The organism is Leifsonia sp. PARNA 1/14, from assembly GCF_055720965.1.
Genome location: NZ_JBVQSP010000003.1, coordinates 279,184 through 301,505 on the forward strand (window position 1 = coordinate 279,184; position 22,322 = coordinate 301,505).

Sequence of the window (22,322 nt, forward strand, 5' to 3'; positions counted from 1 at the left end):
TTCGACGCCGTGGTCGAGCAGCGGGCCGCGGAGGCCGACGCCTTCTACGCGGCGCTCCCGAACGCCCCGGCCGACCCCGACGAGGCCCGCGTGCTGCGCCAGGCCTTCGCCGGCCTCCTCTGGTCGAAGCAGTACTTCCACTTCAATGTCGACAAGTGGCTCGACGGCGACCCCGGCAGCCCGCCGCCGCCTCCCGGGCGCGGCGCGGTGCGCAACGGGCAGTGGCGGCACTTCGACGCCGACGACGTCATCCTCATGCCCGACCCGTGGGAGTACCCGTGGTTCGCCGCGTGGGACCTGGCGTTCCACTGCGTGACGATGGCGCACATCGACCCCGCCTTCGCCAAGGCCCAGCTGATCCTGCTGCTGCGCGAGTGGTACATGCATCCCAACGGCCAGCTGCCCGCGTACGAGTGGAACTTCTCCGACGTCAACCCGCCGACGCACGCGTGGGCGGCGATCCAGGTGTTCCTCATCGACGGCGGCACCGATTACGACTTCCTCGCCCGCATCCTCCACAAGCTGCTGATCAACTACACGTGGTGGACGAACAGCAAGGACAAGGACGAGGACGACCTCTTCGAAGGCGGCTTCATGGGCCTCGACAACATCGCCCCGCTCAACCGGTCGACGCTGCCTCCGGAGGTCGGGACGCTCGAGCAGGCCGATGCGACCGGATGGATGGCGAGCTACGCGCTCGACCTCCTCGAGATCGCGCTCCGGCTGGCGCGCCGCAACGACGTCTACGAAGACGTCGCCGTGAAGTTCGGCGAGCAGTTCCTGCGCATCGCGGGATCGGCCAACAACTCCGGGATGTGGGACGACCAGGACGCCTACTTCTACGACGTGCTGCACCTGGCCGACGGCCGGGAGGTGCCGCTCAAGGTGCGCTCGCTGGTCGGGCTGGTGCCGGTGGTCGCCTCGCTCGCCTACGACGAGCCCGGAGTGCGGACCATCCCAGAGTTCCGGCGCGTGCTCAACCAGTACCTGACGAAGCATCCGGAACTGGGGTCGGCGTTCCACCGGCGCGCGTTCGGCGACGAGCAGGTGTACCTGCTCGCGCTCGTCTCGCCCGAGCGGCTGTCGCGGATCCTCAAGCAGGTCTTCAACTCGCAAGGGCTGCTCAGCGACCACGGCATCCGCGGCGTCTCCGCCTACCACCGCGAGCACCCGTTCACCGTGGAGGTCGACGGCGTCGCGGCGTCGGTCGACTACGAGCCGGCGGAGTCGACCTCCCCGCTGTTCGGCGGCAACTCGAACTGGCGCGGGCCGGTATGGTTCCCGCTCAACGCCCTCCTCATCGCCGCCCTGCAGCACTACGAGTCGCACGGCGAGACCGGAGTGCGCATCGAGGACCCGCTCGGGTCGGGCAACGCGCTGACGCCCGGGGAGGCCGCCGACGACCTCTCCCGGCGGCTGATCTCGCTGTTCCTCCCGGGCCCCGACGGCCGCCGCCCGGCCGACGCCCGCTACCCGCTGCTCTCGGCCGACCCGCGCTGGAAGGACAACGTCTTCTTCTACGAGTACTTCGACGGCGACACCGGCCAGGGCCTCGGCGCGTCCCACCAGACCGGCTGGACCGCCATGGTGGCGCACCTGATCCTGACGCGCCGCCGCTAGAGCAAGGCATTCGTCACGAATCTACGGTTGACTGTGGCCGCTCCGACTCGACGCACCGCCTCGCACCAACCCGCCATCGCTTCGCCACCGCTCGAAAGGACCGCCACCATGACCGCACCGCAGCCTCCCGCCCCTCAGAACCCCGACGCCGTCCCCCTGTGGCAGCCGCTGTACGGCGCCTCGTTCGGTGACGCCATCCGCCGCTTCTTCGCGAAGTATTCCGACTTCACCGGGAGGGCCAGCCGCAGCGAGTACTGGTGGTGGTTCCTGTTCGCCGTCGTCATCGGTCTCGTCTTCGAGGTGCTGGTGCTCACGCTCGGCTACGTCGGCGGCGCCACGACCGACGGCGGCGGCCGGGTGTTCGGGCCGATCGGCTGGATCCTGATCGTGGTCTACATCATCTGGGCTCTCGCCATCCTGGTGCCGAGCCTCGCGCTGATCTGGCGACGTCTGCACGACGCCAACCTCCCGGGCCCGCTCTTCTTCCTGGGCTTCATCCCGTTCGTCGGCGGAATCATCCTGCTGGTCTTCTGCCTGCTGCCGTCCAAGCCGGAGGGCGCGCGGTTCGACCGACAGCGCTGAGGAGCCCGAGTCTGGCCGGCGGGCGCTCGCACGCAACTCCGGAAGCCCGCCCCCACACGGCCCCGTTCTCCGTACGAACGCGCGTTTCGCCCACGATCACCTGAGAACTCCGGACCGACCGACGAAGTCTGGTTCATCCGGAGATCCGGCGCCGGAGCGCCGCCATGACCGGTTCATCCGGACTTCGCCGACGAGAGGAGGCGGTCTTCCGGAGTTGCGGACGACCCGACGAAATCTCCCGCTTCAGCTGCCCGGCCGGATCCCCACGGCCGGCAGCAGGACGCCGTCGATGAGCGACAGCAGATACTCCCGGTCGACCGGCTGCTGCAGGATGAGCACCCGGTAGGCGGTCATCGACGGCACGATCATCGCGAGCGTCTCGACGTCGGTGTCGGCGGAGATCTCGCCGCGCTCGATCGCGCGCCGCATGAAGAGCCGGTTGAGGGAGGCGCGCGGCTCGACGATAGCCGCCGTCACCGCGTCCACCAGGTCGGGGTCGCGCGCGAGCATGGAGGTCAGCCCGGCCATGATCTGCAGCTTGCGCTCGCCGTCTTCGATGGCGTGCGGCTTGATCATCGCTACCAGGTCGCCGCGTAGCGTGCCGGTGTCGGGGAGGTGCTCGAAGTCGATGTCGTTCTTCTTCATGCACGCGACGGCCTCCACGACCATCTCGCCCTTGGAGGCCCAGCGCCGGTAGACGGTCGCCTTGCCGGCCTTGGCGCGTGCGGCGACCATGTCCATGGTCATCCGGTCGTAGCCGGTCTCGGCGAGGACCTCGAGGGCGGCGTCGAGGATGTCGGCGTCGCGGGAGTGGTCGCGTTTGCGGCCGAGCTTCGGCGCGGAGTCGGTGTCGAGCTGCGTCATTGCGGCTGTCCCCCTGTTTCGTGTCTCTGGATGTCTATGTGGGTCTGGTGTCGTCGCTTCGACCATTCTAAGGTTAATTTTAGAACTCAGTAGATCCGAAACTGCCTAGTTTCGTATATGCTGGCCCGCATGACCCAGACTTCTCCCGTACCTTCGGTCGCGCCGGCGACCCCCAGCGGCTCGGTTCCGCACTCGCGGCGCTGGTGGACGCTCGTCACCGTCGCCCTGGCTCAGCTCATGGTCGTGCTCGACTCGACCGTCGTGAACATCGCCCTCCCCGCGGCCCAGCAGGACCTCGGCTTCTCGAACGCCGACCGTCAGTGGATCGTCACCGCGTACTCGCTCGCCTTCGGCAGCCTCCTGCTGCTCGGCGGCCGCATCTCCGACCTCATCGGCCGCAAACGGGCCTTCATCATCGGCCTCATCGGCTTCGCCGGCGCCTCCGCGCTCGGCGGCGCCGCCGGAACGTTCGGCATGCTCGTCGGAGCCCGCGCCCTGCAGGGCGCATTCGGTGCGCTGCTCGCCCCCACCGCCCTGGCCGTGCTGACGACGACGTTCACCGTCCCCAAGGAGCGCGCCCGCGCGTTCGGCATCTTCGGTGCGATCGCCGGCGCGGGAGGCGCGGTCGGCCTCCTGCTCGGCGGCGTGCTGACCGAGCAATTCGACTGGCGCTGGAACCTCTACATCAACGTCTTCATCGCCGTCGCCGCGATCGCCCTCGCCGCGGTCTTCGTCTCGGCGGGGCACAGCTCCGGCCCGCGCCCGAAGCTCGACATCCCCGGCACCGTGCTCGCCTCCGGTGCGCTGTTCTCGCTGGTCTACGGCTTCTCCAACGCCGAGAGCGACGGCTGGGATTCGCCGCTGACCTGGGGCTTCCTCGCCGCCTTCGGCGTGTTGCTGATCGCTTTCGTGCTCTGGCAGCGCAAGGCAACGCACCCGCTCCTCCCGCTGCCGATCGTGCTGGACCGTAACCGCGGAGCCTCTTACAGCTCGATCCTCATCGCCGGCTCCGGGATGTTCGGCATCTTCCTGTTCGTCACCTATTACCTCGAGACGACCCTGAAGTTCTCGCCCATCCAGACCGGCCTCGCGTTCCTGCCGATGATCGTGATGCTGGTCATCGCCGCGCAGTTCTCGACCAACTTCTTCGTGCCGAGGTTCGGCCCGAAGGTCATGGTGCCGATCGGCATGGTGATCGCCGGCTCCGGAATGCTGCTGCTCACCCGCCTCGGCGTGACCGCCAACTACGGCACCGAGATCCTCCCCGCTCTCATGGTGATGGGTGTCGGCATGGGCTCGATCATGCCCGCGGCGATCCAGACGGCGACGCTCGGCGTCGACCGCCACTTCGCCGGCGTCGCCTCCGCGCTCGTCAACACGAGCCAGCAGGTCGGCGGCTCCATCGGCACGGCCCTCCTCAACACGCTCGCGGCGACGGCGCTGACCGACTACGTGTCGAGCCACCTGCCTCCGACGCCGCACGTGCTCCAGGAGGCGGCGGTGCACAGCTACTCGACCGCCTACTGGTTCAGCGCAGGCCTCTTCGCCTTCGGCGCGGTGCTCTCGGCGCTGCTCTACCGGCGCCGCAAGCCGACCACCGCGGCCCCCGATCCCGCCCCCGCCGACGCGGAGCCCGTGGCCGCGCACTAAGCCGCCGAACACCGCCGAAGGGCACGTAAACGCCCCTAAAACCGAGTTTTAGGGGCGTTTGCGTGCCCCTCGGCGAGAGGCACGCGCGCAGACCCGCTGAGCTACTCGCCCTCGGAGGCCGCGCCCTCGCGCAGCTCGGACTTCACCTCGTGCTCGACCAGCACGGGCACGAAGTCCTTCACCGGAGCATCGTCGTACTCCTCGCTCCGCTCCTCCACGAGGCGGTCGATGTCTTCGCGGGGAACCTCCGGGAAGCGGGCGCTCAGCCGCTCGGCGGCGTGCTCGAGCGCGACGGTGCGGTCGCTCAGGCCATCACCCTGAGTGCGCTTGGCGGGGTCGGTCTCTGGAGCGTCGTTGCTGGGGGTCGGCTCGTCCATGCCGCCGATTGTGCCCCCCTCTCCGCAGATCGCAAAGGGGCCGCCGCCGCGAGGTCCTGGCAAACCGCTGAACGGCACTGGACGCCCGCGGCGGAGGGGTCTACCGTCCACGGTCGGTCTGCGTACGTCTCGCTGCGCGGACCCGGAAGGAGTCCCGTGGCCCTCAACCTGCCGGTGTCCCCGCACCTCAGTGCCCGCTTCAGCGCGGACGCGACCGGGGAGCTCACGATCGACGGCGCGCCCGAGTGGTTCGCCGAAGAGAGCACGCAACGACTGCGGGAGGTCGTCCTGAGCCGGGTCGGCGAGATCGCCGCGTCTGCCGGGCACCCGGTGCAACTCATGGTGTCCGACGAGGAGGGCGACTGGCTGCTCGCCGTGCACCCCGACGGAACGATCGGCGACGAGGAGGAGCTGCCTCCCGAGGTCGAGGCCGCCCCGACCGCTGCGGCAGGATCGCCGTCGGCGGGTGGGTTCGCCGCGATGCTCACTCCCGTCGAGTCGTCTGCGCCCCCGCCGGTCGACCTCCTCCCCCGGACGGCGCCCGAGCGCGAGTCCTTCCTCTACGTGGAGAAGCCGCGCCCCGACCGCGCGCGACGCGGTGTACGCGGTGCGCTGGCGCGCGCCGGCATCCCTCTCGAGCCGTCGGCGGCCGAGCTGCGCGAGCGCGCAGAGCTCGACGCCGTCAGCCGGCACTGGGCCGGCCCCCGCACCATCGCGATCGTCAACGGCAAGGGAGGCGCCAACAAGACGCCGACGACGGCACTGCTGTCGGCGGTCTTCGCCCGTAGCGGTGGTTCCGGCGTGCTCGCCTGGGACAACAACGAGACCCGCGGCACGCTCGGCTGGCGCACCGAGCAAGACGATCACGACGCCACCGTGCAGTCGCTGCTCCCCGCGACCGACTCGCTGCTGGCGGCGGAGGCGCGCACGGCGGACATCGGGCACTTCGTACACCACCAGAACGCCGACAAGTACGACGTGCTGCGCTCGAACCCGACGATGCTCGCGACCGAGCAGCGGATCTCGTCCGGCGACTTCGACGTCCTCCACACGGTGGCGACGAAGTTCTACCGGCTCGTCTTCATCGACAGCGGTAACGACGAGTCGGCGGAGCGCTGGCTGCGGATGATCGACCACACCGACCAGCTCGTGATCGCGACCACTGCGCTCGGCGAGCACGCCGAGGCGGGGGCGCTGCTGCTGGAGGCATTGCTGCAGCGCGACGCCAACTCGGCGCGGCTGGCGCGCGACGCCGTCGTCATCGTGTCGCAGTCCGAGCGCACCGGGCCGGCCTCCGATGTGCGCCGCGTCGCCGCGGGCTTCGAGCCGCTCGCTCGCCGGGCGGTCACCATTCCGTTCGACCCCGAGATGCACGGCGGTCGCCTGGCGTTCGACACCCTCGCGCCGCGCACCCGCCGCGCGTGGCTGCACGCCGCCGCCGCGGTCGCCGAGGGCCTCTGACCTCTTCGCCGCACATTCGCCACGAATCCCCACATTCGTGCCACGAATGTCGACATTCGTGACGAATCCTTCACTGCGAGTATGTGGAGCGACGAGCGATGATCCGACCGTGGTCGGGCTCCGGCAGTGAGAGGTCGAGACCCGGCTCCAGTTGCCGCAGCAGCGCCGCGGCCGCCTGCCGGCCCAGCGCCTCCGGCTGCAAGTCCACCGCGGTGATGGTCGGTTCCATGATCCGGAGGCGGTCGGCGTCCGATCCGCAGACGACGCGGACATCGTCCGGCACCCGGATTCCGCGCTCCACGAACCGGTCGACCAGTCCCCGGGCATGGTCGCTCGTCTGGCAGTACACGCCGTCCGGGCGATCGGGCAGCGCGAGGAGGTCGTCCGCAGCCTGCATCCCCGCGTCGCCTCCGCCGAGCTCGAGCGCGTGGACGACCAGTTCCGGGGCTCCGGACGCACGCATCCTCTCGCGGTAGCGCTGCTCGGTCGCCGTGTTCCACTCGATCGGGTCGTATCCGGTGATCAGCGCCACGCGCGTCGCGCCGGATCGCGCGAGATGATCGAGCACGCGGTCGGTGATCGCCGGAGTCGCGATGTCGACGACCCGGGGATCATCCGGGTCGTTCACGTCCGCCCCGACCAGTGTGTAAGGGGTGCGGCTCGAGCGCAGATACGCGACCAGCGGGTCGTCGGCGACCGGGTCGGTGACCACTATGCCATCGCACGCGTACGCGGTCACCGGGCCTCCCGGCACGGTCGGGTCCGCCACGAGCATGAGCGCGTAGCCGTGCTCCAGACACGTGAGAGCTGCGGCGCCCGCGAACCGCGGAAAATAGTCGACGTCGCTGACGTACTCCGGGTGCTCGCCCACCGCGGGCCGCAGCACGAGTCCGACGACCCCGAGCCGGCTGCGCCGCAGTCCGCTCGCCACGACATCGGGGTGATAGCCGAGCTCGGACGCGGCTGCCCGCACGCGCGCCTGGGTCGCCGGATTCACCACTCCGTTGCCGGAGAACGTGTGCGACACCGTCGTGACCGAGACGCCCGCGCGTCGGGCCACGTCGCGGATGGTGGAGCGCTGCCGGGCCATGACCGGATCCTAGTCGTCGTGGTCGGCTTGCCCAAATCGTTTTGGGTCCGTAGCGTGCCCTCCGACGCGAACGACGACGTTCCGCGCACCCGAGCGCTTCTGCAGAATGACCTGGAGGACCCGTGTCAGACAGACCACCCATCGAGACCGTGGAGGCGTCGACGCTGACGACCGACATCGACAGCCCCACCCGCGTCGAGACGCACGGCATCGACTACATCCCGGACACCGAGCGTCACGGCCGCGCCCGCGACCTGTTCGCCGTCTGGGCGGCGCCGAACGTCAACTTCCTCGCCGTCGTGGTCGGGGCCACCCTGATGGTCATGGGCCTCAACCTCTGGGAGGCCCTCGCCGTCATCGTGATCGGGAACGTGTTCTCGATCATCACCGGCATCGTCGCCGGTTCCGGCCCCGCGGCCGGCACACCGAGCGAGGTCATCACCCGCGCCATGTACGGCATCACCGGCAACCGCTTCAACGTCGCGATCGCCGGCTGGCTGATCAGCGTCTGCTACCTGGCCATCAACTGGGCTGCAGCGACCACTGTCGCCGTGGGCCTGCTCGGACGCATCGGCGTTCCCTCGAACGGCTGGACCATCGCCATCAGCGCCGTCGTCATCGCCGCGGCCACCATGGTCATCAGCGTGTACGGCCATGGCCTGATCATGCGGCTCTACCAGCCGCTGGCCGTCGTGCTCGCGCTGATCTTCGCGGGCATGGCGGTCTTCGTCGTCAGCGGCGCGCACTGGAGCTTCGCGCCCGCGAAGCCCCTCTCCGGCGTCGAACTCGTGGCCATGATGGCCGCGGGTGTCGCGCTCGTGGCATCCGCCCCGCTCTCTTACACGAACAGCGCCGACTTCTCGCGCTACCTGCCGTCGTCCACCCGTGTTCGCGACGTGGCGCTGTGGACGACGCTCGGACTCGTCATCCCCGGCATCCTGGCCACGTTCGTCGGCAGCCTGGCCGCGAGTGCTGTCGACATGACCTCCCCGGAGGCCGGCCTCGAGAAGTTCCTGCCCGCCTGGTTCGCCCCGGTCTTCCTCATCTCGGTCATCGTCGGCACCATCGCCAACAACGCCATGACCGCTTACAGCTCGGGGCTCGCACTGCAGGCCGTCGGCATCAAGCTCCCCCGCTCGCGCACGGTGCTGCTCGACGGAACGGTCGGCGTCGCCATGACCCTGTTCGCCCTCCTGGTCTGGAACTTCCTCGACAGCGTCTCCAGCGCCCTGCAGCTGGGCGTCACGATCCTCGCGCCGATCATGGGCGTCTATCTCGCCGACATGCTATGGCGTCGCAACCGCTACGACGGTCCCGCGCTCACCGACGACTCGCGCAGCAGCCGGTTCTGGTTCGCCGGAGGCTTCCACGTCGCGGGCGTCGTGGCGGTGCTCGTCGGCATCGCGGCTTCGTTGATGTGCAGCGCGACCCTCGTCTTCGTCGGCCCGATCGCCGCCGCCCTGAACAGCATCGACCTCTCGGTGCCGGTCGGCCTCATCGTGCCGTTCGTCATCTATCTCGTGATGGTGCGGTCGTCGCGCCAGTCGAAGGAGTCTCTGTGAGCACCCTGATCCACTACCGCGGCGGAGCCGTCTTCACCTCGGACACCTGCCCCTGGGCCGAGTCGATCGTCGTCGAGGACGGCCGCATCGCCTACGTCGGCGACACGGTCACCGCCGATGCCCTCCCGATCGACGAGACCATCGAACTGGACGGCGCGGTCGTCCTCCCCGGCATCGTCGACGCGCACACCCACCTCGTCAGCCTCGGGGAGTCGCTGACGCAGGTCGATCTGCAGGACGCCGCGGACGTGGCCGAGATCCAGTCGCGGCTGGCGGAGGCCGCAGCCGCCTCCCCCGGCCGCGGCCGCCTGATCGGCCGCAGCTGGCTGTTCTCGGCGCTCGGCGGGAGGGCTCCGCACCGCGACATGATCGACGCGGTGGTCTCCGATCGCCCCGTCTACCTCCACGCCAACGACGTGCACTCGGCGTGGGTGAACAGCGCGGCGCTCGTCGAACTGGGTATCGACGACGACACGCCCGACCCGCTGGGCGGGAGGATCGAGCGGGATGCCGCGGGAGCCGCGACGGGCTGGCTGGTCGAGAATGCCGCGCTCGGGCTCATGCTCGAGCGGCTCGACGCGCTCGTCTCGGATGCCGAGCGCGAACATGCCCTGCGGGCTGCCTTCGACACCTACCGGGAGGCCGGCGTCACCGCCGCCGTCGACATGGCACTGCGCGAGTCGGAGCTGCGCGCTCTCACCGCCGTTCAGGCCGAGCACGGAGGCAGCCTGCCGATGCGGGTCGCCGCCCACTGGGTGGTCAACCGCACCGGTACGACCGAGGGCGACCTGGCCGGCGTCGCCCGCGCGATCGAGCTGGCCGACGAGCACCGCGGCCCCTGGCTCCGCGTCACCGGCATCAAGCTCTTCGTCGACGGTGTGATCGACAGCTGCACGGCGGCCATGCGGTCACCGTTCGCCGACGGTTCCCAGCCGGATGCACTGTGGGACCTCCCCTCGCTGTCGGCCGTGGTGACGACCGCCGACGCCGCGGGCCTCCAGGTCGCCCTGCACGCGATCGGCGATGCGGCCTCCGCTCTCGCCCTCGACGCCCTCGAGGTCGCGGTGGCGACCAACGGACCGCGCGCCGATCGCCGTCACCGCATCGAGCACCTCGAGACCGTGGATGCCGCCACGCCCGCGCGCCTCGCCCGCCTCGGCGTGATCGCGTCGGTGCAGCCGGTGCACAGCGATCCCGCGATCCAGCAGAACTGGCGGGCGATGCTCGGCGATGCGCGCGTCGAGCGCGCGTATCCGTGGGGCGAGCTCGCGGACGCCGGCGCCACCATCGCGCTCGGCACGGACGCTCCGACGGCGCCGTACGGCCCGTTCGCGAATCTGTACATCGCCGCGACGCGTCGATCGACGTCCGATCCGAGCCTGCCGGCAAACCTCCCGGGCAACGCGATGGCGGTCGCCGACGCCGTGCGCCGGGCGACGCGCGACGCCGCTTATGCGTCTCGCTGGGACGGTGAACTCGGCGTTCTGCGCGCGGGCACCGCCGCGGACTTCGTGGTCATCGACGCCGACCCGTTCCGCGACGGCCCGGATGCGCTGCTCGGCGCGTCCGTGCGGCTCACCGTGCTGGCGGGCGAGATCGTGCAGACGGTGAAGGAGCGTCTCTGACCGCACGCGCCCGTCGGGTCAGCCGGCCGAGCGGAACCTCGAGGAGGAGGCGAAAGAGACGGCGCCAGATCGGCGCGGCAGCCCTCTCGACTCCGAAGTGGACGCAGGCGGCCACCGCGACGACGATCGCGAAGGCCACCGCGTACCTGCCCCAGTCGCCGGGGATGTCGAGGCTGTTGAGGAGCGCATAGCCGAATACGGCGTGGCAGAGGTAGATCGGGTAGGTGAGGGCCCCGGCGAGCCTGCTTCCTGGGAGACGTAGGCGGGATGCGCGAGGCTGCGTGAGCCAGAAGACGAGAGCATACAGAGCCACGACCACGGCGCTGACGACGAGTGGATCCGTCGACAGCGGGTCCTGGCCCGCCTCCGTGTGGTGGATCGTCGCGAGGATCGACGAGAGGACACTGGCCGCGACCCCGATGGAGTTCAGCGGTGTCCAGCCGGTGCGGCCGATCGCCGCGATGATCGCGCCTCCGGCGAACAGCGAGAACAGGCCGCCGAGCAACGGTATCGTCGCCAGAGCGGGGGCGAAGAGGTTCATGAACAGCATCACGAGCGCCCAGACGGCGAAGAACGGCTGCAGCCACCGTCGTCGACCTACCAGCAGGAACAGGAAGACGACGGCATAGAACTCGAGCTCGAGCGTCAGCGTCCAGTACACGCCGTCGAGCTGCGCCTGGCCGAACGCGGCCGGCATCATCGTGAGATTGGCGAGAACCCGGGGCACGGCCTCCGGGAATCGCACCTGCCCTGTGATCGCGAGAGTCGCCGTCGTGAGCAGGACCCCGGCCCAGAATGCCGGATACAGACGGGTTGCGCGGCCGGCCGCGAACGACGGCGCATCGCGGCTGTTCGCCGACCAGAAGATGACGAACCCACTGATGAGGAAGAACAGGTCGACGCCGAGGAATCCGTACGCGGCGACAGCTCTCAGCGCCGGGGTGCCCCACGACTCGATCGCTCCGCGCTCCGGCGCCCAGAAGAACCAGTGGTACCCCACGACACTGAGAGCAGCGACCAACCGCAGGTAGTCCAAGGCGGCCAGACGCTGCGACGACGCGCCCGGCGCCCGATCGGATCGCTGCCCAGCAGCGGACATCACATTGTCTGATACAGCCGAAACGCGCATATATGTAAAACTAACATTTGTATCTGAATGCCTTCTGCGGGTTTTCTCAGACCGTCAGGTCCGTTCGCCGCACAGCTCATGCAGTGGCGCCGGGGAGCAACCGGGGTAGCGTGTCCCGCGTGCACGAGAAACACCCTGCCGTCACGCACGAAGACGTGGACGACGAGACCCCCGCTCCGACGCATCCGGAGCGCCGCAAAAGGGTCATGTACGCCGCCGCCCTCGCGGCTCTCGGTGTGGTCTTCGGCGACATCGGCACCAGCCCCCTCTACGCGCTGAAGACGGTCTTCCTGCTCGACAACGGGGCGGTCAGGGCGCAGCAGGACGACGTGTTCGGCGTGATCTCGCTGATCTTCTGGAGCGTCACGATCATCGTGTCGATCAAGTACATCGGGATCCTGATGCGCGCGGACAACGACGGCGAGGGCGGTGTGATGGCCCTGGCCGCGCTCGCGCAGCGGCTCTACGCATCCAAGGCCGGCAAGGCCGGGACACTCCTGGTCATCGGAATCGTCGGCGTCGCACTCTTCTACGGCGACTCGATCATCACCCCCGCCATCAGTGTGCTGTCGGCGGTGGAAGGCCTCCACGTCACGGTGCCGGCGATATCGCACCTCGTCATCCCGATCGCGGCGGTCATCCTCGTCGCCCTCTTCGCGGTGCAGCGGTTCGGCACCGGGAGGGTCGGCGCCCTCTTCGGTCCGGTCATGGTGCTGTGGTTCGTCGTCATCGCCGCGGCCGGCCTGGCGATGGTCATCCGATTCCCCTCGGTGCTGCTCGGCCTCTCGCCGACGTACGCCTTCGCCTTCATCGTCGACCGCCCCGTGCTCTCCTTCGTCGCGCTCGGCGCGGTCGTGCTGGTCATCACCGGTGCGGAGGCCCTCTACGCCGACATGGGCCACTTCGGCCGCTCGCCGATCAGCCGGGCCTGGTTCTTCCTGGTGTTCCCCGCGCTGGTGCTCAACTACCTCGGTCAGGCCGCGCTCGTGCTGCACGACCCGGCCGCGCGGGCCAACCCGTTCTTCCTGCTGATCCCGGAGTGGGGGCGCCTCCCTGTCGTCATCCTGGCGACCGCAGCGACCGTGATCGCCAGCCAGGCCGTCATCTCGGGTGCGTACTCGCTGTCACGGCAGGCGGTGCAGCTCGGCCTCCTGCCCCCGCTGAAGATCCAGCAGACCTCCCTGCAGGAGGGCGGCCAGATCTACATGCCGGCCGTCAACATCCTCCTGTTCATCGGCGTGATGGCGGTGACGCTGTCGTTCGGATCGTCCGACCGGTTGTCGACGGCCTACGGCATCTCCGTCACCGGTGCGCTGGTCGTCGACACCGTGCTGCTGCTTCTCGTCGCGCGGCCGCTCTGGCACTGGGCGCCGTGGAAGATCGTGCTCGCCGCCGTCGCGTTCGGCGGTCTCGAGCTCTCGTTCCTGGCGGGCAACCTCTCCAAGATCATCAACGGAGGCTGGGTGCCGCTGCTGATCGCCGGCGTCGTCATCCTGATCATGACGACGTGGCGCCGCGGGCGGCAGCTGGTGCAGGCCGACCGCAAGCGCAAGGAGGGCTCGCTCGCCGACTTCATCGAGGAGGTGCGGCGCCTGCGTCTGCCGCGGGTGCCCGGCATCGCGATCTTCCCGCACCCGAGCAAGGAGACCGTGCCGTTGGCCCTGCGGGCGAACGTCAAGCACAACCACATCCTGCACGAGCACGTGATCATCGTCTCGGTGAGCTTCGCGCAGGTGCCGCACGTGCCGGCCGAGGAGGCGTTCGACTACGACGCACTCGGCTACGCCGACGACGGAATCGAGTTCCTGAGCATCCGGTTCGGCTTCTCCGACGACCCCGACATCCCGCGCGCACTGCGGTCGGCGGTGCGGGTCGGAGTGCTTCCGCTCGACTCGGCCAACTTCAAGAAGGCGTCGTACTTCATCTCCCGCGGTGCGATCCGCGTCACCCGCCAGCACGGCATGGTGCCGTGGCGTCGCAGCCTGTTCGTGGCGCTGGCCCACAACGCGGCCGACCCGGCCGCCCGCTTCGCCCTCCCCGCCCTCCGCACGGTGACCATGGGCAGCGACGTCGAGATCTAGCTGTCGGCAACTCCGGAGGCCCGGCGTGCCGAGCGGCGCGTCGGTCCTTAACTCCGGAGATCCGCGTCACATCGTCAGAGATCTCCGGAGTTACGGACACGTCGAGCAGCAGCGCGTAATTCCGGAGATCGGCCTCTTCTAGGCCGCTCCATCCGGAATTACGGACTCCGCAGCGGCGTGTCGGACGAGACTTCCGGAGTTGGCGCGCCCGTGACGGCGGCGGAGGGCACGATCGAGACCCGCGGCAGCATCGCGGGCCTGTCGGCGTCGAACTCCGGGCGCCACTCCTCGTGCGAGTGCGTGCGGCCGATCAGGCAGAGGCACGCCACCGCGATCACGGTGTCGTCGCTCGCCGAGTGGAACAGCTCGGCGTGGGGCTGCCGGCCGGCCGGTGCGGTCGGCCGCGCCAGAGAGGAGATGGAGCGGGCCATACCGGGAGGCTAAGTCGGCCAGGCGGTGAAACCGCTGGCCGCCGGCCGACAGTACGCTGACGCTGAGCCCCCAAATCGTTGAGGGTCTTCAGCCAGGCGTCGTCTTCAGAGCCCGCTCACGACACGAGGTCGGCGGCCAGGCTGAGCGCCCCGACCAGTCCCGACGTGCCCTCCAGCCCCGGGGCCACGAGGAGGTCGCGCGGGTCGCCGGTCGCGACCTGGGGCGGCCCGTAGCCTCCCGCGATGGAGGTCAAAGCCGGCCAGGTGCGCTCGAGGAGCCCGGGCGCGAGCATCACGCCGCCGCCGAGCACGAGTTTGTCGAGGCCCAGCGTCAGCACCGTCGTCCAGGCCAGCTGGGCGATGTAGTAGGCGAGGATGTCGAATCGCTCGTCCTTCTCGTCGGCCGGGAAGGACGACGCGTCGACGCCCCACCGGGCCTTCACGGCGGGACCGGCGGTGAGCCCCTCGAGGCAGTCGCCGTGGTACGGGCAGTGCCCCTCGAACCGGTCGGCCGGGTGACGGCGGATCAGCAGGTGGCCGAGTTCGGGCCAGCCGTTGCCGGCGACCGGGCGGCCGTCCACCACGAGGCCGACGCCGACGCCGGTGCCGATCGTGGCGTAGCCCACGTTGCGTGCGCCGCGGCCGGCTCCGGCGCGCGACTCGCCGATCGCGGCGCCGGTGACGTCGCTGACGAAGACGGCGGGGGCGTTCGCGGCCGCGCGCACGGCGCCGAGCACGTCGGTGTCCACCCAGCCCGGCTTGGGGGTGGAGGTCACATACCCGTAGTGCGAAGACGCGGGGTCGGCGTCGGCGGGACCGAACGAGGCGACGCCGACGGCCTCCACCGGCCCGACCTCCGCCAGGAAGTCGGCGATGCGGCCCAGGGTCTCCTCCGGCGTCGTCGTCGGGAACCGCCGGACGGACGTGGGCTCGGTCAGGCTGTCCCGTTCGGCGACACCGCAGACGATCTTCGTCCCGCCGGTCTCGATCCCTGCGATCATCGACGCACCTTCCTCATGTGATCCTCCGGGGCGTACGCGCACGCCCCTCAGAGAACGCTAGTCGACGTGCGAGCGGCGCTGGAATCCTCGGCGGATCGTAGCGGCGTCGGGGAGGTGGTCGAGGGACATGACGCCGACCTCCGCACCGCGCTTGGCGAACACGAGCCAGCGTTCGTGCCCGGCGGTCTCGAACACCCACTGCCGACGGCTGTCGCGGTCGCGCGACCACGCCTTGACGAGATCTGCGGTGCTGCCGCCGGTGGCGGACCTCCAGGCCGCGAGCAGGTCGGCCGGGACGCCGGTGGCGATCTCGTCGCCCGTGAGCACGGTCGGGCGACGGGCCTCGGCCTGCGCGCGCTGGCGCTCGCGGTCGGGGCGCGGCGGGGGCGGGCGACGGACCCCGGTGCGGGGTCCGGTGGGCGCAGGCTCCGCGGGCGCGGCCTCGCTCGGCGGCCCCTCCGCGGTCTGCTCCTCCGCTCCCGCCTCCTCGTCCGGCGACGCCAGCGCCGTCGACAACTGTTCGTGGAGGTCGGAGATCTGCTCCAGCACGCGATCGGTGTCCTTGGCCGTCAGCAGGTAGATCATCACCGCGAAGAACAGGGCCCACAACGTGGCCAGCAGGGAGACGATGGTGACCGCGCTCCAGTCGCCGTCCACGAGCGTGACGGCACCGGTCACGACCACTCCGGCGGCGAAGGTGACGGCCGTCACGCGCCCGGGGAACGTGGCGAGATGGTTCAGCAGCCAGGAGTAGAGACGCTCGCGGCTCGTCGCCGGCCCTTCGGTGACGACGACGTCGTCGATGGTCTCGGTCATGCGCCCAGCATGCCACTGCGACACGGCGCGCGGCCGAAGCCGGGCATTGCCGGGGGCACGCGTGCAGAGCATCCTGTGCACATGAGTGCTGGGCACACGAGCGCCGACGAGGGTGCGGCGAAACCGCGGCGGCTCCCGCGCCGACCGGCGTCGAGCCTGTCGGAGCACTGGACGCGGATCGACGGCCTCGATGTCTTCTACCGGGAGGCCTCCGGCCCGCCCGGGGCGCCGACCATGATGCACGTGCACGGGTTCGGGCTCTCCGGCCGCTACCTGCTGCCGACCGCCGAGCGGCTGGCCGACACGTTCCACACACTCGTCCCCGACCTCCCGGGCTTCGGGCGCAGCGGAGGCTCGCCGCGCGGGCTCGACGTGCCCGACCTCGCGCACGCGGCCGTGCGGTTCCTCGACGACCGCGGGATCGAGAAGGCGACGCTCGTCGGCAACTCGATGGGTTGCCCGGTGATCCTCGAGTTCGCGCACCACTACCCCGACCGCATCGACCGGGCCGTGCTGGTGTCGCCGGCGGGCGGCGCGTACAACCGTCCGATGACGCGGGCAGTGATGCAGCTCGCCAAGGACGGCGGCCGCGAGCCGGTGCGGATGGTCCGGGTCGCGCTGCCCGACTACCTCCGGTTCGGCGTCGCGAGCACGGTCATCATGTTCGACGCGCTCACGAACTACCCGTCGCTCGAGCGGCTGCTGGAGCTGAGCGTTCCGACGCTGGTGGTGATCGGCGACCGCGACCCGCTGATGCCCGACCCCGAGCGCGTGCGCCAGCTCGCGGCCGAGACGGACAACCACGTCGTGATCGTCCGCCTCGAGGGCGCGGCGCACGCCATCAACTTCAGCGAGCCCGACGAGCTCGCCCCGCTGATCAAGCGCTTCATGGCCGACCGCCCGATCGTGGAGGGCGCATCCCCGTCCCAGCGTTCCTTCGAGATCCACCGCAGCCGGCACCTCCCCACCACCCGCGAGTGATCGAGGGGCACGCGCGGCGTCAGACCTGCGCGCCGAGCTTGAAGCCCTTGGCCTCGTCGTCCTTGCGGGTGTACGAGAAGCCGTCGGCGCCGATGGTGACCTCCATCTCGGAGTCGTCGGTGCGCGTGGTGAGCGGCTGCGGGTTGCCGTCGAGGTCGAGCACGAGGGAGGCGTCGGTGTACCAGGAGGGCACGACCGGATTGCCCCACCAGTCGCGGCGCTGGTTGTCGTGCACGTCCCAGGTGACGACCGGATTGTCCGGGTCGCCCGTGTAGTAGTCCTGCGTGTAGATCTCGACGCGGTGGCCGTCGGGGTCGCGCACGTACAGGTAGAACGCGTTGGAGACGCCGTGGCGGCCGGGGCCGCGCTCGATGACGTCGCTCATGCGGAGGGCGCCGAGCTTGTCGCAGATGGCGATGATGTTGTGCTTCTCGTGCGTGGCGAACGCGACGTGGTGCATGCGCGGGCCGTCGCCTCCGGTCATGGCGGTGTCGTGCACGGTCGGCTTGCGGCGCATCCACGCGGCGTAGGTGGTGCCCTCCGCGTCCTGGATGTCTTCGGTGACCCGGAAGCCGAGGTCCTCCATGTACTTCACCGCGCGCGGCACGTCGGGCGTGACCTGGTTGAAGTGGTCGAGCCGCACGAGGGCGCCCGGGGTGTACAGGTCGTAGCGCCAGGCGAGACGCTCGACGTGCTCGACCTCGTAGAAGAACTCGTACGGGAAGCCCAGCGGGTCCCCCACGCGCACGCTGTCGCCGACGCCCTTCGTGAAGCCCTCGGCGCGACGCTCGACGCGGCAGCCGAGCTCGGTGTAGAACTCCACGGCGCGGTCGAGGTCCTGCGGCGTGCGCACCCGGTAGGCGAACGCGGCCACGGCGGCGATCGGTCCCTTGCGGAGCACCAGGTTGTGGTGGATGAACTCCTCGAAGCTCCGCAGGTAGACGGCGTTCTCGTCCTCCTCGGTCACGACCAGGTCGAGCACGTTCACGTAGAACTCGCGGCTGGCCGCGAGGTCGGTGACCACGATCTCCATGTACGCGCAGCGCACGATGTCGGGCGGGGTGGCCTTCGGGGTCGGGATGACGTTCGTCGGCGCCGGGATCGGGTCGGTCGGGCCGACCACGGGCTCCGGGCCGTCGGGGGTGATGCTCATGGTGCTGCTTCCTCTTCGTCGAGTGCGGTCTGGGGTCGAGTGCGGTCTGGGTGGATGCGGGCGGTCAGTTCGCGCCGAACCGGGCGGTGTGCACCGCCCCGAGCGTGATGTGCACTGCCTGCTGGTCGGTGTAGAAGTCGATCGAGCGGTAGCCGCCCTCGTGGCCGAGGCCGGACGCCTTCACGCCGCCGAACGGGGTGCGGAGGTCGCGGACGTTGTGCGAGTTGAGCCACACCATCCCGGCCTCCACGTTCTGGGCGAAGGTGTGCGCGCGCTCCAGGTCGTTCGTCCACAGGTAGGCGGCGAGGCCGTAGCGCACGCCGTTGGCGAGCTCCAGGGCCTCCTCGTCGGAGTCGAACGGGGTGATCGCGACGACCGGGCCGAAGATCTCCTCCTGGAAGATCCGCGCCTCGGGCTTCACGTCGGCGAAGACCGTCGGCGCGACGTAGTTGCCGTGCTCCAGCCCCTCCGGCCGACCGCCGCCGGCGAGCAGACGGCCCTCGCCCTTGCCGATCTCGACGTAGCTCATGACCTTCTCGAAGTGCTCAGGGTGAACGAGCGCGCCCACCTCGGTCTTCGGATCGTGCGGGTCGCCGACGATGATGTTCTTCGCGCGCGCGGCGTAACGCTCGCAGAACTCGTCGTAGATCGCGCGCTCGACGAGGATGCGCGACCCTGCGGTGCAGCGCTCGCCGTTCAGCGAGAAGACGCCGAACAGCGTCGAGTCGATCGCGGCGTCGAGGTCGGCGTCGGCGAACACGACGGCGGGCGACTTGCCGCCGAGCTCCATCGACAGGCCCTTGAGGTACGGGGCCGCGTTGGCGAAGATGAGCTGGCCGGTGCGGCTCTCTCCGGTGAACGAGATCAGCGGCACGTCCGGGTGCTTCACGAGGGCGTCGCCCGCCTCCTCGCCCAGGCCGTTGACCAGGTTGAAGACGCCGTCGGGCACGCCGGCGTCGCGGAAGATCTCGGCCCACAGGGATGCCGACAACGGCGTGAACTCGGCAGGCTTGAGCACGACCGTGTTGCCGGTCGCGAGCGCCGGCGCGAGCTTCCAGCTCTCCAGCATGAACGGCGTGTTCCACGGCGTGATCAGGCCGGCGACGCCGATCGGCTTGCGGTTGACGTAGTTGAGCTGGCTGCCCGGCACCTTGTAGGCGTCGTCGGCCTGCGCGACGATCAAGTCGGCGAAGAACCGGAAGTTCTCCGCCGCGCGACGCGCCTGGCCGAGCGCCTGCGTGATCGGGAGGCCGGTGTCGAAGGTCTCGAGCTCGGCCAGCCGGGCGTCCTGCGCCTCCACCGCGTCGGCGATGCGGTTCAGGACGCGGGCGCGTTCGCGCGGCTTCATCCGCGGCCACGGGCCCTCCTTGAACGCGCGGGTGGCGGCGGCGACGGCGAGGTCGATGTCCTCCTTCTGACCGGCGGCGGCCTGGACGTAGGTCTGGTTCGACACCGGATCGAGCACGTCGAAAGTCGTGCCGGAGACGCTGTCGACGAACGTCCCGTCGATGAAGTGCTGGATGGTCGTCGGGAGGTTCTCGGGAACGTAGTGCTGCGCCATGCGCGGGCTCCTTATCGCTGTGCGGGGATGAGGTCAGTGGTCGGCGTGCTCGTCCGGGTACGCGTGACTGCGCTGATACGCGTGGAAGGCATCCAGGGTGGCGAGCCGGTGCCGGCGCGCGGCGAGCTCGATCTCGAGCGGCTCGGCGCCCGACTCGATCAGGGCGACGATCTGCTCGTGCTCGGCGACCGACTCGCGGGCGCGGCCAGGCACGAAGCTGAAGACCGAGTCGCGGAGGACGGCGAGACGGTTCCAGCCGCGGTGCACGAGGTCGAGGATGTGCGGGTTCGGGCACTCCTCGAACAGCACGGAGTGGAACTCCTGGTTGAGCTGCGTGAAGCGGTGCGGGTCGAAGCCGTCGAGGCTCGCGATCATCGAGTCATTCACCTGGCGCGCACGGCGGAGGTGCTCGGCGGTGAGGCGCGAGGCGGACAGCTGGGTGGCGGCGCCCTCCACCAGCGCGAGCGTCTCCATCGTGTACGTGTACTCGGTGGGGTGCAGGAAGGCGACCTGCGCACCGACGTTCTTCTCGAACGTCACCAGCCCTTCGGCCTCCAGCCGCCGGATCGCCTCGCGCACGGGGACGACGCTGATGCCGAGCTCGCCGGCGATCGACCCGAGCACCAGCCGGTAGCCGGAGACGTACCGGCCGTCCTCGATCCGCTCGCGGATGAACTCGTAGGCGAGCTGCGACTTGCTGGGCGCGACCGTTTTCAGCGCTGTGTCAGCCATGCGGCGTACCTCTCCTTCCAGGCGGCGTTCATCGGGAACAGGCCGTCGACCTTCTCGCCGGAGGCGACCATCTCGGCGATGAACTCCTCCTCGCGCTCCTGCTCGATCGCGTCGGCCACGACCTCCTCGACGAGGGAGGGCGGGATGACGAGCAGACCGTCGGCGTCGCCCACGATCACGTCGCCGGGCTGCACCGTGGCTCCGCCGCAGGCGATCGTGAGGTCGGCGTCCCACGGAACGTGCTTGCGGCCGAGCACCGCGGGGTGCGGGCCGGCCGAGTACGTCGGGATGTCGAGGGCGGCCACGACCGCGAGGTCGCGCACACCGCCGTCGGTGACGATCCCCGCGGCGCCGTTGACCTGCGCGCGCAGCGCGAGCACGTCACCGACGGTGCCGCTGCCGCGCTCGCCTCTGGCCTCGATGACGAGCACCTCGCCCGCGCCGACGGCGTCGAACGCGCGCTTCTGGGCGTTGTAGCCGCCGCCGTGGCTGGCGAAGAGGTCCTCCCGGCTCGGCACGAAACGCAGCGTGCGCGCGGTGCCGACCACCTTCGTGTCGGGGTGGGTGGAGGTCAGGCCGTCGATGCTCACGTTGTTCAGGCCGCGCTTGCGCAGCTGGGAGCTGAGCGTGGCGGTGGCGACGGAGGCGAGCTTTTCTCTCAGCTCAGTGGTCAGAACGAAGGCGGGGGCGGGAGGCGTGCCCCAGGCTTCACTGCGCTGCACGTCATCCACGCTCGGCTTCGACCCGAAGTCGCCGAACGCGACGCTGCCGTCGGTGATGCGGGTGACCAGGCGGCCGGAGGTCGGTGCGCCGTCAGCGGTCGGCGCGTCGACCTCCACCTCGACCACATCGCCGGGCTGCGTGACCGACGAGCCGGCCGGGGTGCCGGTGAGGATGACGTCGCCCGGCTCCAGCGTCATCAGCTGCGAGAGGTCGGCGACCAGCCGGCCGAACGGGAACAGCAGGTCGTCTGTCGTTCCCTCCTGCACCAGCTCGCCGTTCAGCCAGGTGCGCACCCGCAGGGCGTCGGGCGCGACGGACGCGGCGGGGATGACCTCCGGCCCGAGCGGGGTGAAGCCGTCGCCGCCCTTCGAGCGGACGTTGGAGCCGCGGTCGGCGGCCCGCAGGTCGTAGAGGCCGAAGTCGTTGGCCGCGGTGACGCCCGAGACGGCGGCCCAGCCCTCCTCCGGGGTGACCCGGCGAGTGGGCCGGCCGATGATGAGGGCGACCTCGCCCTCGAAGGCGAGCAGCTCGGTGCCGGCGGGGCGCTCCAGCTCGCCGCCGGTCGCGGCGACCGACGAGGCCGGCTTGAAGAAGTACGACGGCTGCGCAGGGGTACGGCCGCGCTGCGCGGCACGCGAGCGGTAGTTCAGGTGCACCGCGATGATCTTGCCTGGCCGGCCGATGTCGCTCACGGGTGGAGACTCCTCGTCGTCGGGGATGAGTGGAACGTATCTGCGATTGTATACGATCTATGGAGGGTGGGGCAAGGTGGGGCGGGCGGTAATTCCGGAGACTCCGCTCGCCACGCCGTGCGGATGTCCGCAACTCCGGAGATCGCGGCTCTGCGGCCTCCCAACTCCGGAGTTGCCGGCCGCGCGGCGAG

Annotated in this window: 19 protein-coding genes; 8 read left to right on the forward strand and 11 right to left on the reverse strand. The window is 70.1% G+C overall.

What is annotated here, in order from left to right:
• Positions 1–1,620, forward strand: a 1,620-nt coding sequence (locus tag AC0HS0_RS10805) for an MGH1-like glycoside hydrolase domain-containing protein (RefSeq protein ID WP_472963956.1), incomplete at its 5' end; no start/stop codon positions are given.
• Positions 1,621–1,728: 108 nt separating this feature from the next.
• Positions 1,729–2,202: a DUF805 domain-containing protein gene (locus AC0HS0_RS10810; RefSeq protein ID WP_472963958.1), complete on the forward strand. Its 474-nt coding sequence runs from the start codon at positions 1,729–1,731 to the stop codon at positions 2,200–2,202.
• A 243-nt stretch (positions 2,203–2,445) separates the two neighbouring features.
• Here AC0HS0_RS10810 and AC0HS0_RS10815 read toward each other — a convergent pair whose 3' ends face one another.
• Positions 2,446–3,066, reverse strand: coding sequence for a TetR/AcrR family transcriptional regulator (locus tag AC0HS0_RS10815; RefSeq protein WP_472963959.1), 621 nt, complete (start codon positions 3,064–3,066; stop codon positions 2,446–2,448).
• Between the two features lie 129 nt (positions 3,067–3,195).
• On the opposite strand from AC0HS0_RS10815, the gene AC0HS0_RS10820 reads away from it, so the two are divergent.
• A complete protein-coding gene (locus AC0HS0_RS10820) occupies positions 3,196–4,716 on the forward strand; it encodes an MFS transporter (RefSeq protein ID WP_472963960.1) in 1,521 nt (506 codons plus the stop codon).
• Positions 4,717–4,817: 101 nt separating this feature from the next.
• Here the strand turns inward: AC0HS0_RS10820 and AC0HS0_RS10825 are convergent, their stop codons facing one another.
• Positions 4,818–5,093, reverse strand: coding sequence for a three-helix bundle dimerization domain-containing protein (locus AC0HS0_RS10825; protein ID WP_472963962.1), 276 nt, complete (start codon positions 5,091–5,093; stop codon positions 4,818–4,820).
• Between the two features lie 156 nt (positions 5,094–5,249).
• Between AC0HS0_RS10825 and AC0HS0_RS10830 the strand changes: the two genes are divergently transcribed.
• Entirely contained in the window at positions 5,250–6,554 is a 1,305-nt protein-coding gene (locus AC0HS0_RS10830; RefSeq protein WP_472963963.1) for a MinD/ParA family ATP-binding protein, read from the forward strand.
• 70 nt (positions 6,555–6,624) lie between these two features.
• Here the strand turns inward: AC0HS0_RS10830 and AC0HS0_RS10835 are convergent, their stop codons facing one another.
• Entirely contained in the window at positions 6,625–7,644 is a 1,020-nt protein-coding gene (locus AC0HS0_RS10835) for a LacI family DNA-binding transcriptional regulator (protein ID WP_472963964.1), read from the reverse strand.
• A gap of 122 nt (positions 7,645–7,766) precedes the next feature.
• Here AC0HS0_RS10835 and AC0HS0_RS10840 point away from each other — a divergent pair, with 122 nt between their 5' ends.
• On the forward strand, positions 7,767–9,206 hold the full coding sequence (locus AC0HS0_RS10840) for a purine-cytosine permease family protein (protein WP_472963966.1): 1,440 nt from the start codon (positions 7,767–7,769) through the stop codon (positions 9,204–9,206).
• A complete protein-coding gene (locus AC0HS0_RS10845) occupies positions 9,203–10,831 on the forward strand; it encodes an amidohydrolase (RefSeq protein WP_472963968.1) in 1,629 nt (542 codons plus the stop codon). Before AC0HS0_RS10840 ends, AC0HS0_RS10845 begins: the two co-directional genes overlap by 4 nt.
• Here the strand turns inward: AC0HS0_RS10845 and AC0HS0_RS10850 are convergent.
• Positions 10,782–11,930, reverse strand: a complete 1,149-nt coding sequence (locus AC0HS0_RS10850) for an acyltransferase family protein (RefSeq protein WP_472963969.1) — start codon at positions 11,928–11,930, stop codon at positions 10,782–10,784. The genes AC0HS0_RS10845 and AC0HS0_RS10850 overlap by 50 nt on opposite strands.
• Before the next feature lie 149 nt (positions 11,931–12,079).
• Here AC0HS0_RS10850 and AC0HS0_RS10855 point away from each other — a divergent pair, with 149 nt between their 5' ends.
• Entirely contained in the window at positions 12,080–14,041 is a 1,962-nt protein-coding gene (locus AC0HS0_RS10855; RefSeq protein WP_472963970.1) for a potassium transporter Kup, read from the forward strand.
• Positions 14,042–14,199: 158 nt separating this feature from the next.
• Here the strand turns inward: AC0HS0_RS10855 and AC0HS0_RS10860 are convergent, their stop codons facing one another.
• From AC0HS0_RS10860 to AC0HS0_RS10870, 3 genes are all read right to left on the reverse strand, one after another.
• A complete protein-coding gene (locus tag AC0HS0_RS10860; protein ID WP_472963971.1) occupies positions 14,200–14,472 on the reverse strand; it encodes a hypothetical protein in 273 nt (90 codons plus the stop codon).
• Positions 14,473–14,588: 116 nt separating this feature from the next.
• Positions 14,589–15,473 (reverse strand): ROK family protein, encoded by an 885-nt coding sequence (locus AC0HS0_RS10865; RefSeq protein ID WP_472963972.1) that lies wholly within the window; start codon positions 15,471–15,473, stop codon positions 14,589–14,591.
• Between the two features lie 57 nt (positions 15,474–15,530).
• Positions 15,531–16,289, reverse strand: a complete 759-nt coding sequence (locus tag AC0HS0_RS10870) for a hypothetical protein (RefSeq protein ID WP_472963973.1) — start codon at positions 16,287–16,289, stop codon at positions 15,531–15,533.
• 81 nt (positions 16,290–16,370) lie between these two features.
• Between AC0HS0_RS10870 and AC0HS0_RS10875 the strand changes: the two genes are divergently transcribed.
• Positions 16,371–17,270 (forward strand): alpha/beta fold hydrolase, encoded by a 900-nt coding sequence (locus tag AC0HS0_RS10875; RefSeq protein ID WP_472963975.1) that lies wholly within the window; start codon positions 16,371–16,373, stop codon positions 17,268–17,270.
• Positions 17,271–17,289: 19 nt separating this feature from the next.
• On the opposite strand, the gene hpaD is transcribed toward AC0HS0_RS10875, so the two are convergent.
• From hpaD to AC0HS0_RS10895, 4 genes are all read right to left on the reverse strand, one after another.
• Positions 17,290–18,423 (reverse strand): 3,4-dihydroxyphenylacetate 2,3-dioxygenase, encoded by a 1,134-nt coding sequence (hpaD, locus tag AC0HS0_RS10880; RefSeq protein WP_472963976.1) that lies wholly within the window; start codon positions 18,421–18,423, stop codon positions 17,290–17,292.
• A gap of 64 nt (positions 18,424–18,487) precedes the next feature.
• A complete protein-coding gene (gene hpaE / locus AC0HS0_RS10885) occupies positions 18,488–19,984 on the reverse strand; it encodes a 5-carboxymethyl-2-hydroxymuconate semialdehyde dehydrogenase (protein WP_472963978.1) in 1,497 nt (498 codons plus the stop codon).
• A gap of 33 nt (positions 19,985–20,017) precedes the next feature.
• Entirely contained in the window at positions 20,018–20,716 is a 699-nt protein-coding gene (locus AC0HS0_RS10890) for a GntR family transcriptional regulator (RefSeq protein ID WP_472963980.1), read from the reverse strand.
• The gene (locus AC0HS0_RS10895) at positions 20,698–22,131 is read right to left on the reverse strand and encodes a fumarylacetoacetate hydrolase family protein (protein WP_472963981.1); all 1,434 of its coding nucleotides are present in this window, start codon (positions 22,129–22,131) and stop codon (positions 20,698–20,700) included. Before AC0HS0_RS10895 ends, AC0HS0_RS10890 begins: the two co-directional genes overlap by 19 nt.
• Positions 22,132–22,322 lie beyond the last annotated feature (191 nt).

Excerpts from the sequence above, each read along its gene's own strand:
- AC0HS0_RS10810 (WP_472963958.1), top strand. The coding sequence starts at position 1,729 with ATGACCGCACCGCAGCCTCCCGCCCCTCAGAACCCCGACGCCGTCCCC.
- AC0HS0_RS10820 (WP_472963960.1), top strand. The coding sequence starts at position 3,196 with ATGACCCAGACTTCTCCCGTACCTTCGGTCGCGCCGGCGACCCCCAGC.
- AC0HS0_RS10865 (WP_472963972.1), bottom strand. The coding sequence starts at position 15,473 with ATGATCGCAGGGATCGAGACCGGCGGGACGAAGATCGTCTGCGGTGTC.
- hpaE (WP_472963978.1), bottom strand. The coding sequence starts at position 19,984 with ATGGCGCAGCACTACGTTCCCGAGAACCTCCCGACGACCATCCAGCAC.
- AC0HS0_RS10860 (WP_472963971.1), bottom strand. The coding sequence starts at position 14,472 with ATGGCCCGCTCCATCTCCTCTCTGGCGCGGCCGACCGCACCGGCCGGC.
- AC0HS0_RS10850 (WP_472963969.1), bottom strand. The coding sequence starts at position 11,930 with ATGTCCGCTGCTGGGCAGCGATCCGATCGGGCGCCGGGCGCGTCGTCG.
- AC0HS0_RS10870 (WP_472963973.1), bottom strand. The coding sequence starts at position 16,289 with ATGACCGAGACCATCGACGACGTCGTCGTCACCGAAGGGCCGGCGACG.
- hpaD (WP_472963976.1), bottom strand. The coding sequence starts at position 18,423 with ATGAGCATCACCCCCGACGGCCCGGAGCCCGTGGTCGGCCCGACCGAC.
- AC0HS0_RS10890 (WP_472963980.1), bottom strand. The coding sequence starts at position 20,716 with ATGGCTGACACAGCGCTGAAAACGGTCGCGCCCAGCAAGTCGCAGCTC.
- AC0HS0_RS10825 (WP_472963962.1), bottom strand. The coding sequence starts at position 5,093 with ATGGACGAGCCGACCCCCAGCAACGACGCTCCAGAGACCGACCCCGCC.
- AC0HS0_RS10835 (WP_472963964.1), bottom strand. The coding sequence starts at position 7,644 with ATGGCCCGGCAGCGCTCCACCATCCGCGACGTGGCCCGACGCGCGGGC.
- AC0HS0_RS10875 (WP_472963975.1), top strand. The coding sequence starts at position 16,371 with ATGAGTGCTGGGCACACGAGCGCCGACGAGGGTGCGGCGAAACCGCGG.
- AC0HS0_RS10815 (WP_472963959.1), bottom strand. The coding sequence starts at position 3,066 with ATGACGCAGCTCGACACCGACTCCGCGCCGAAGCTCGGCCGCAAACGC.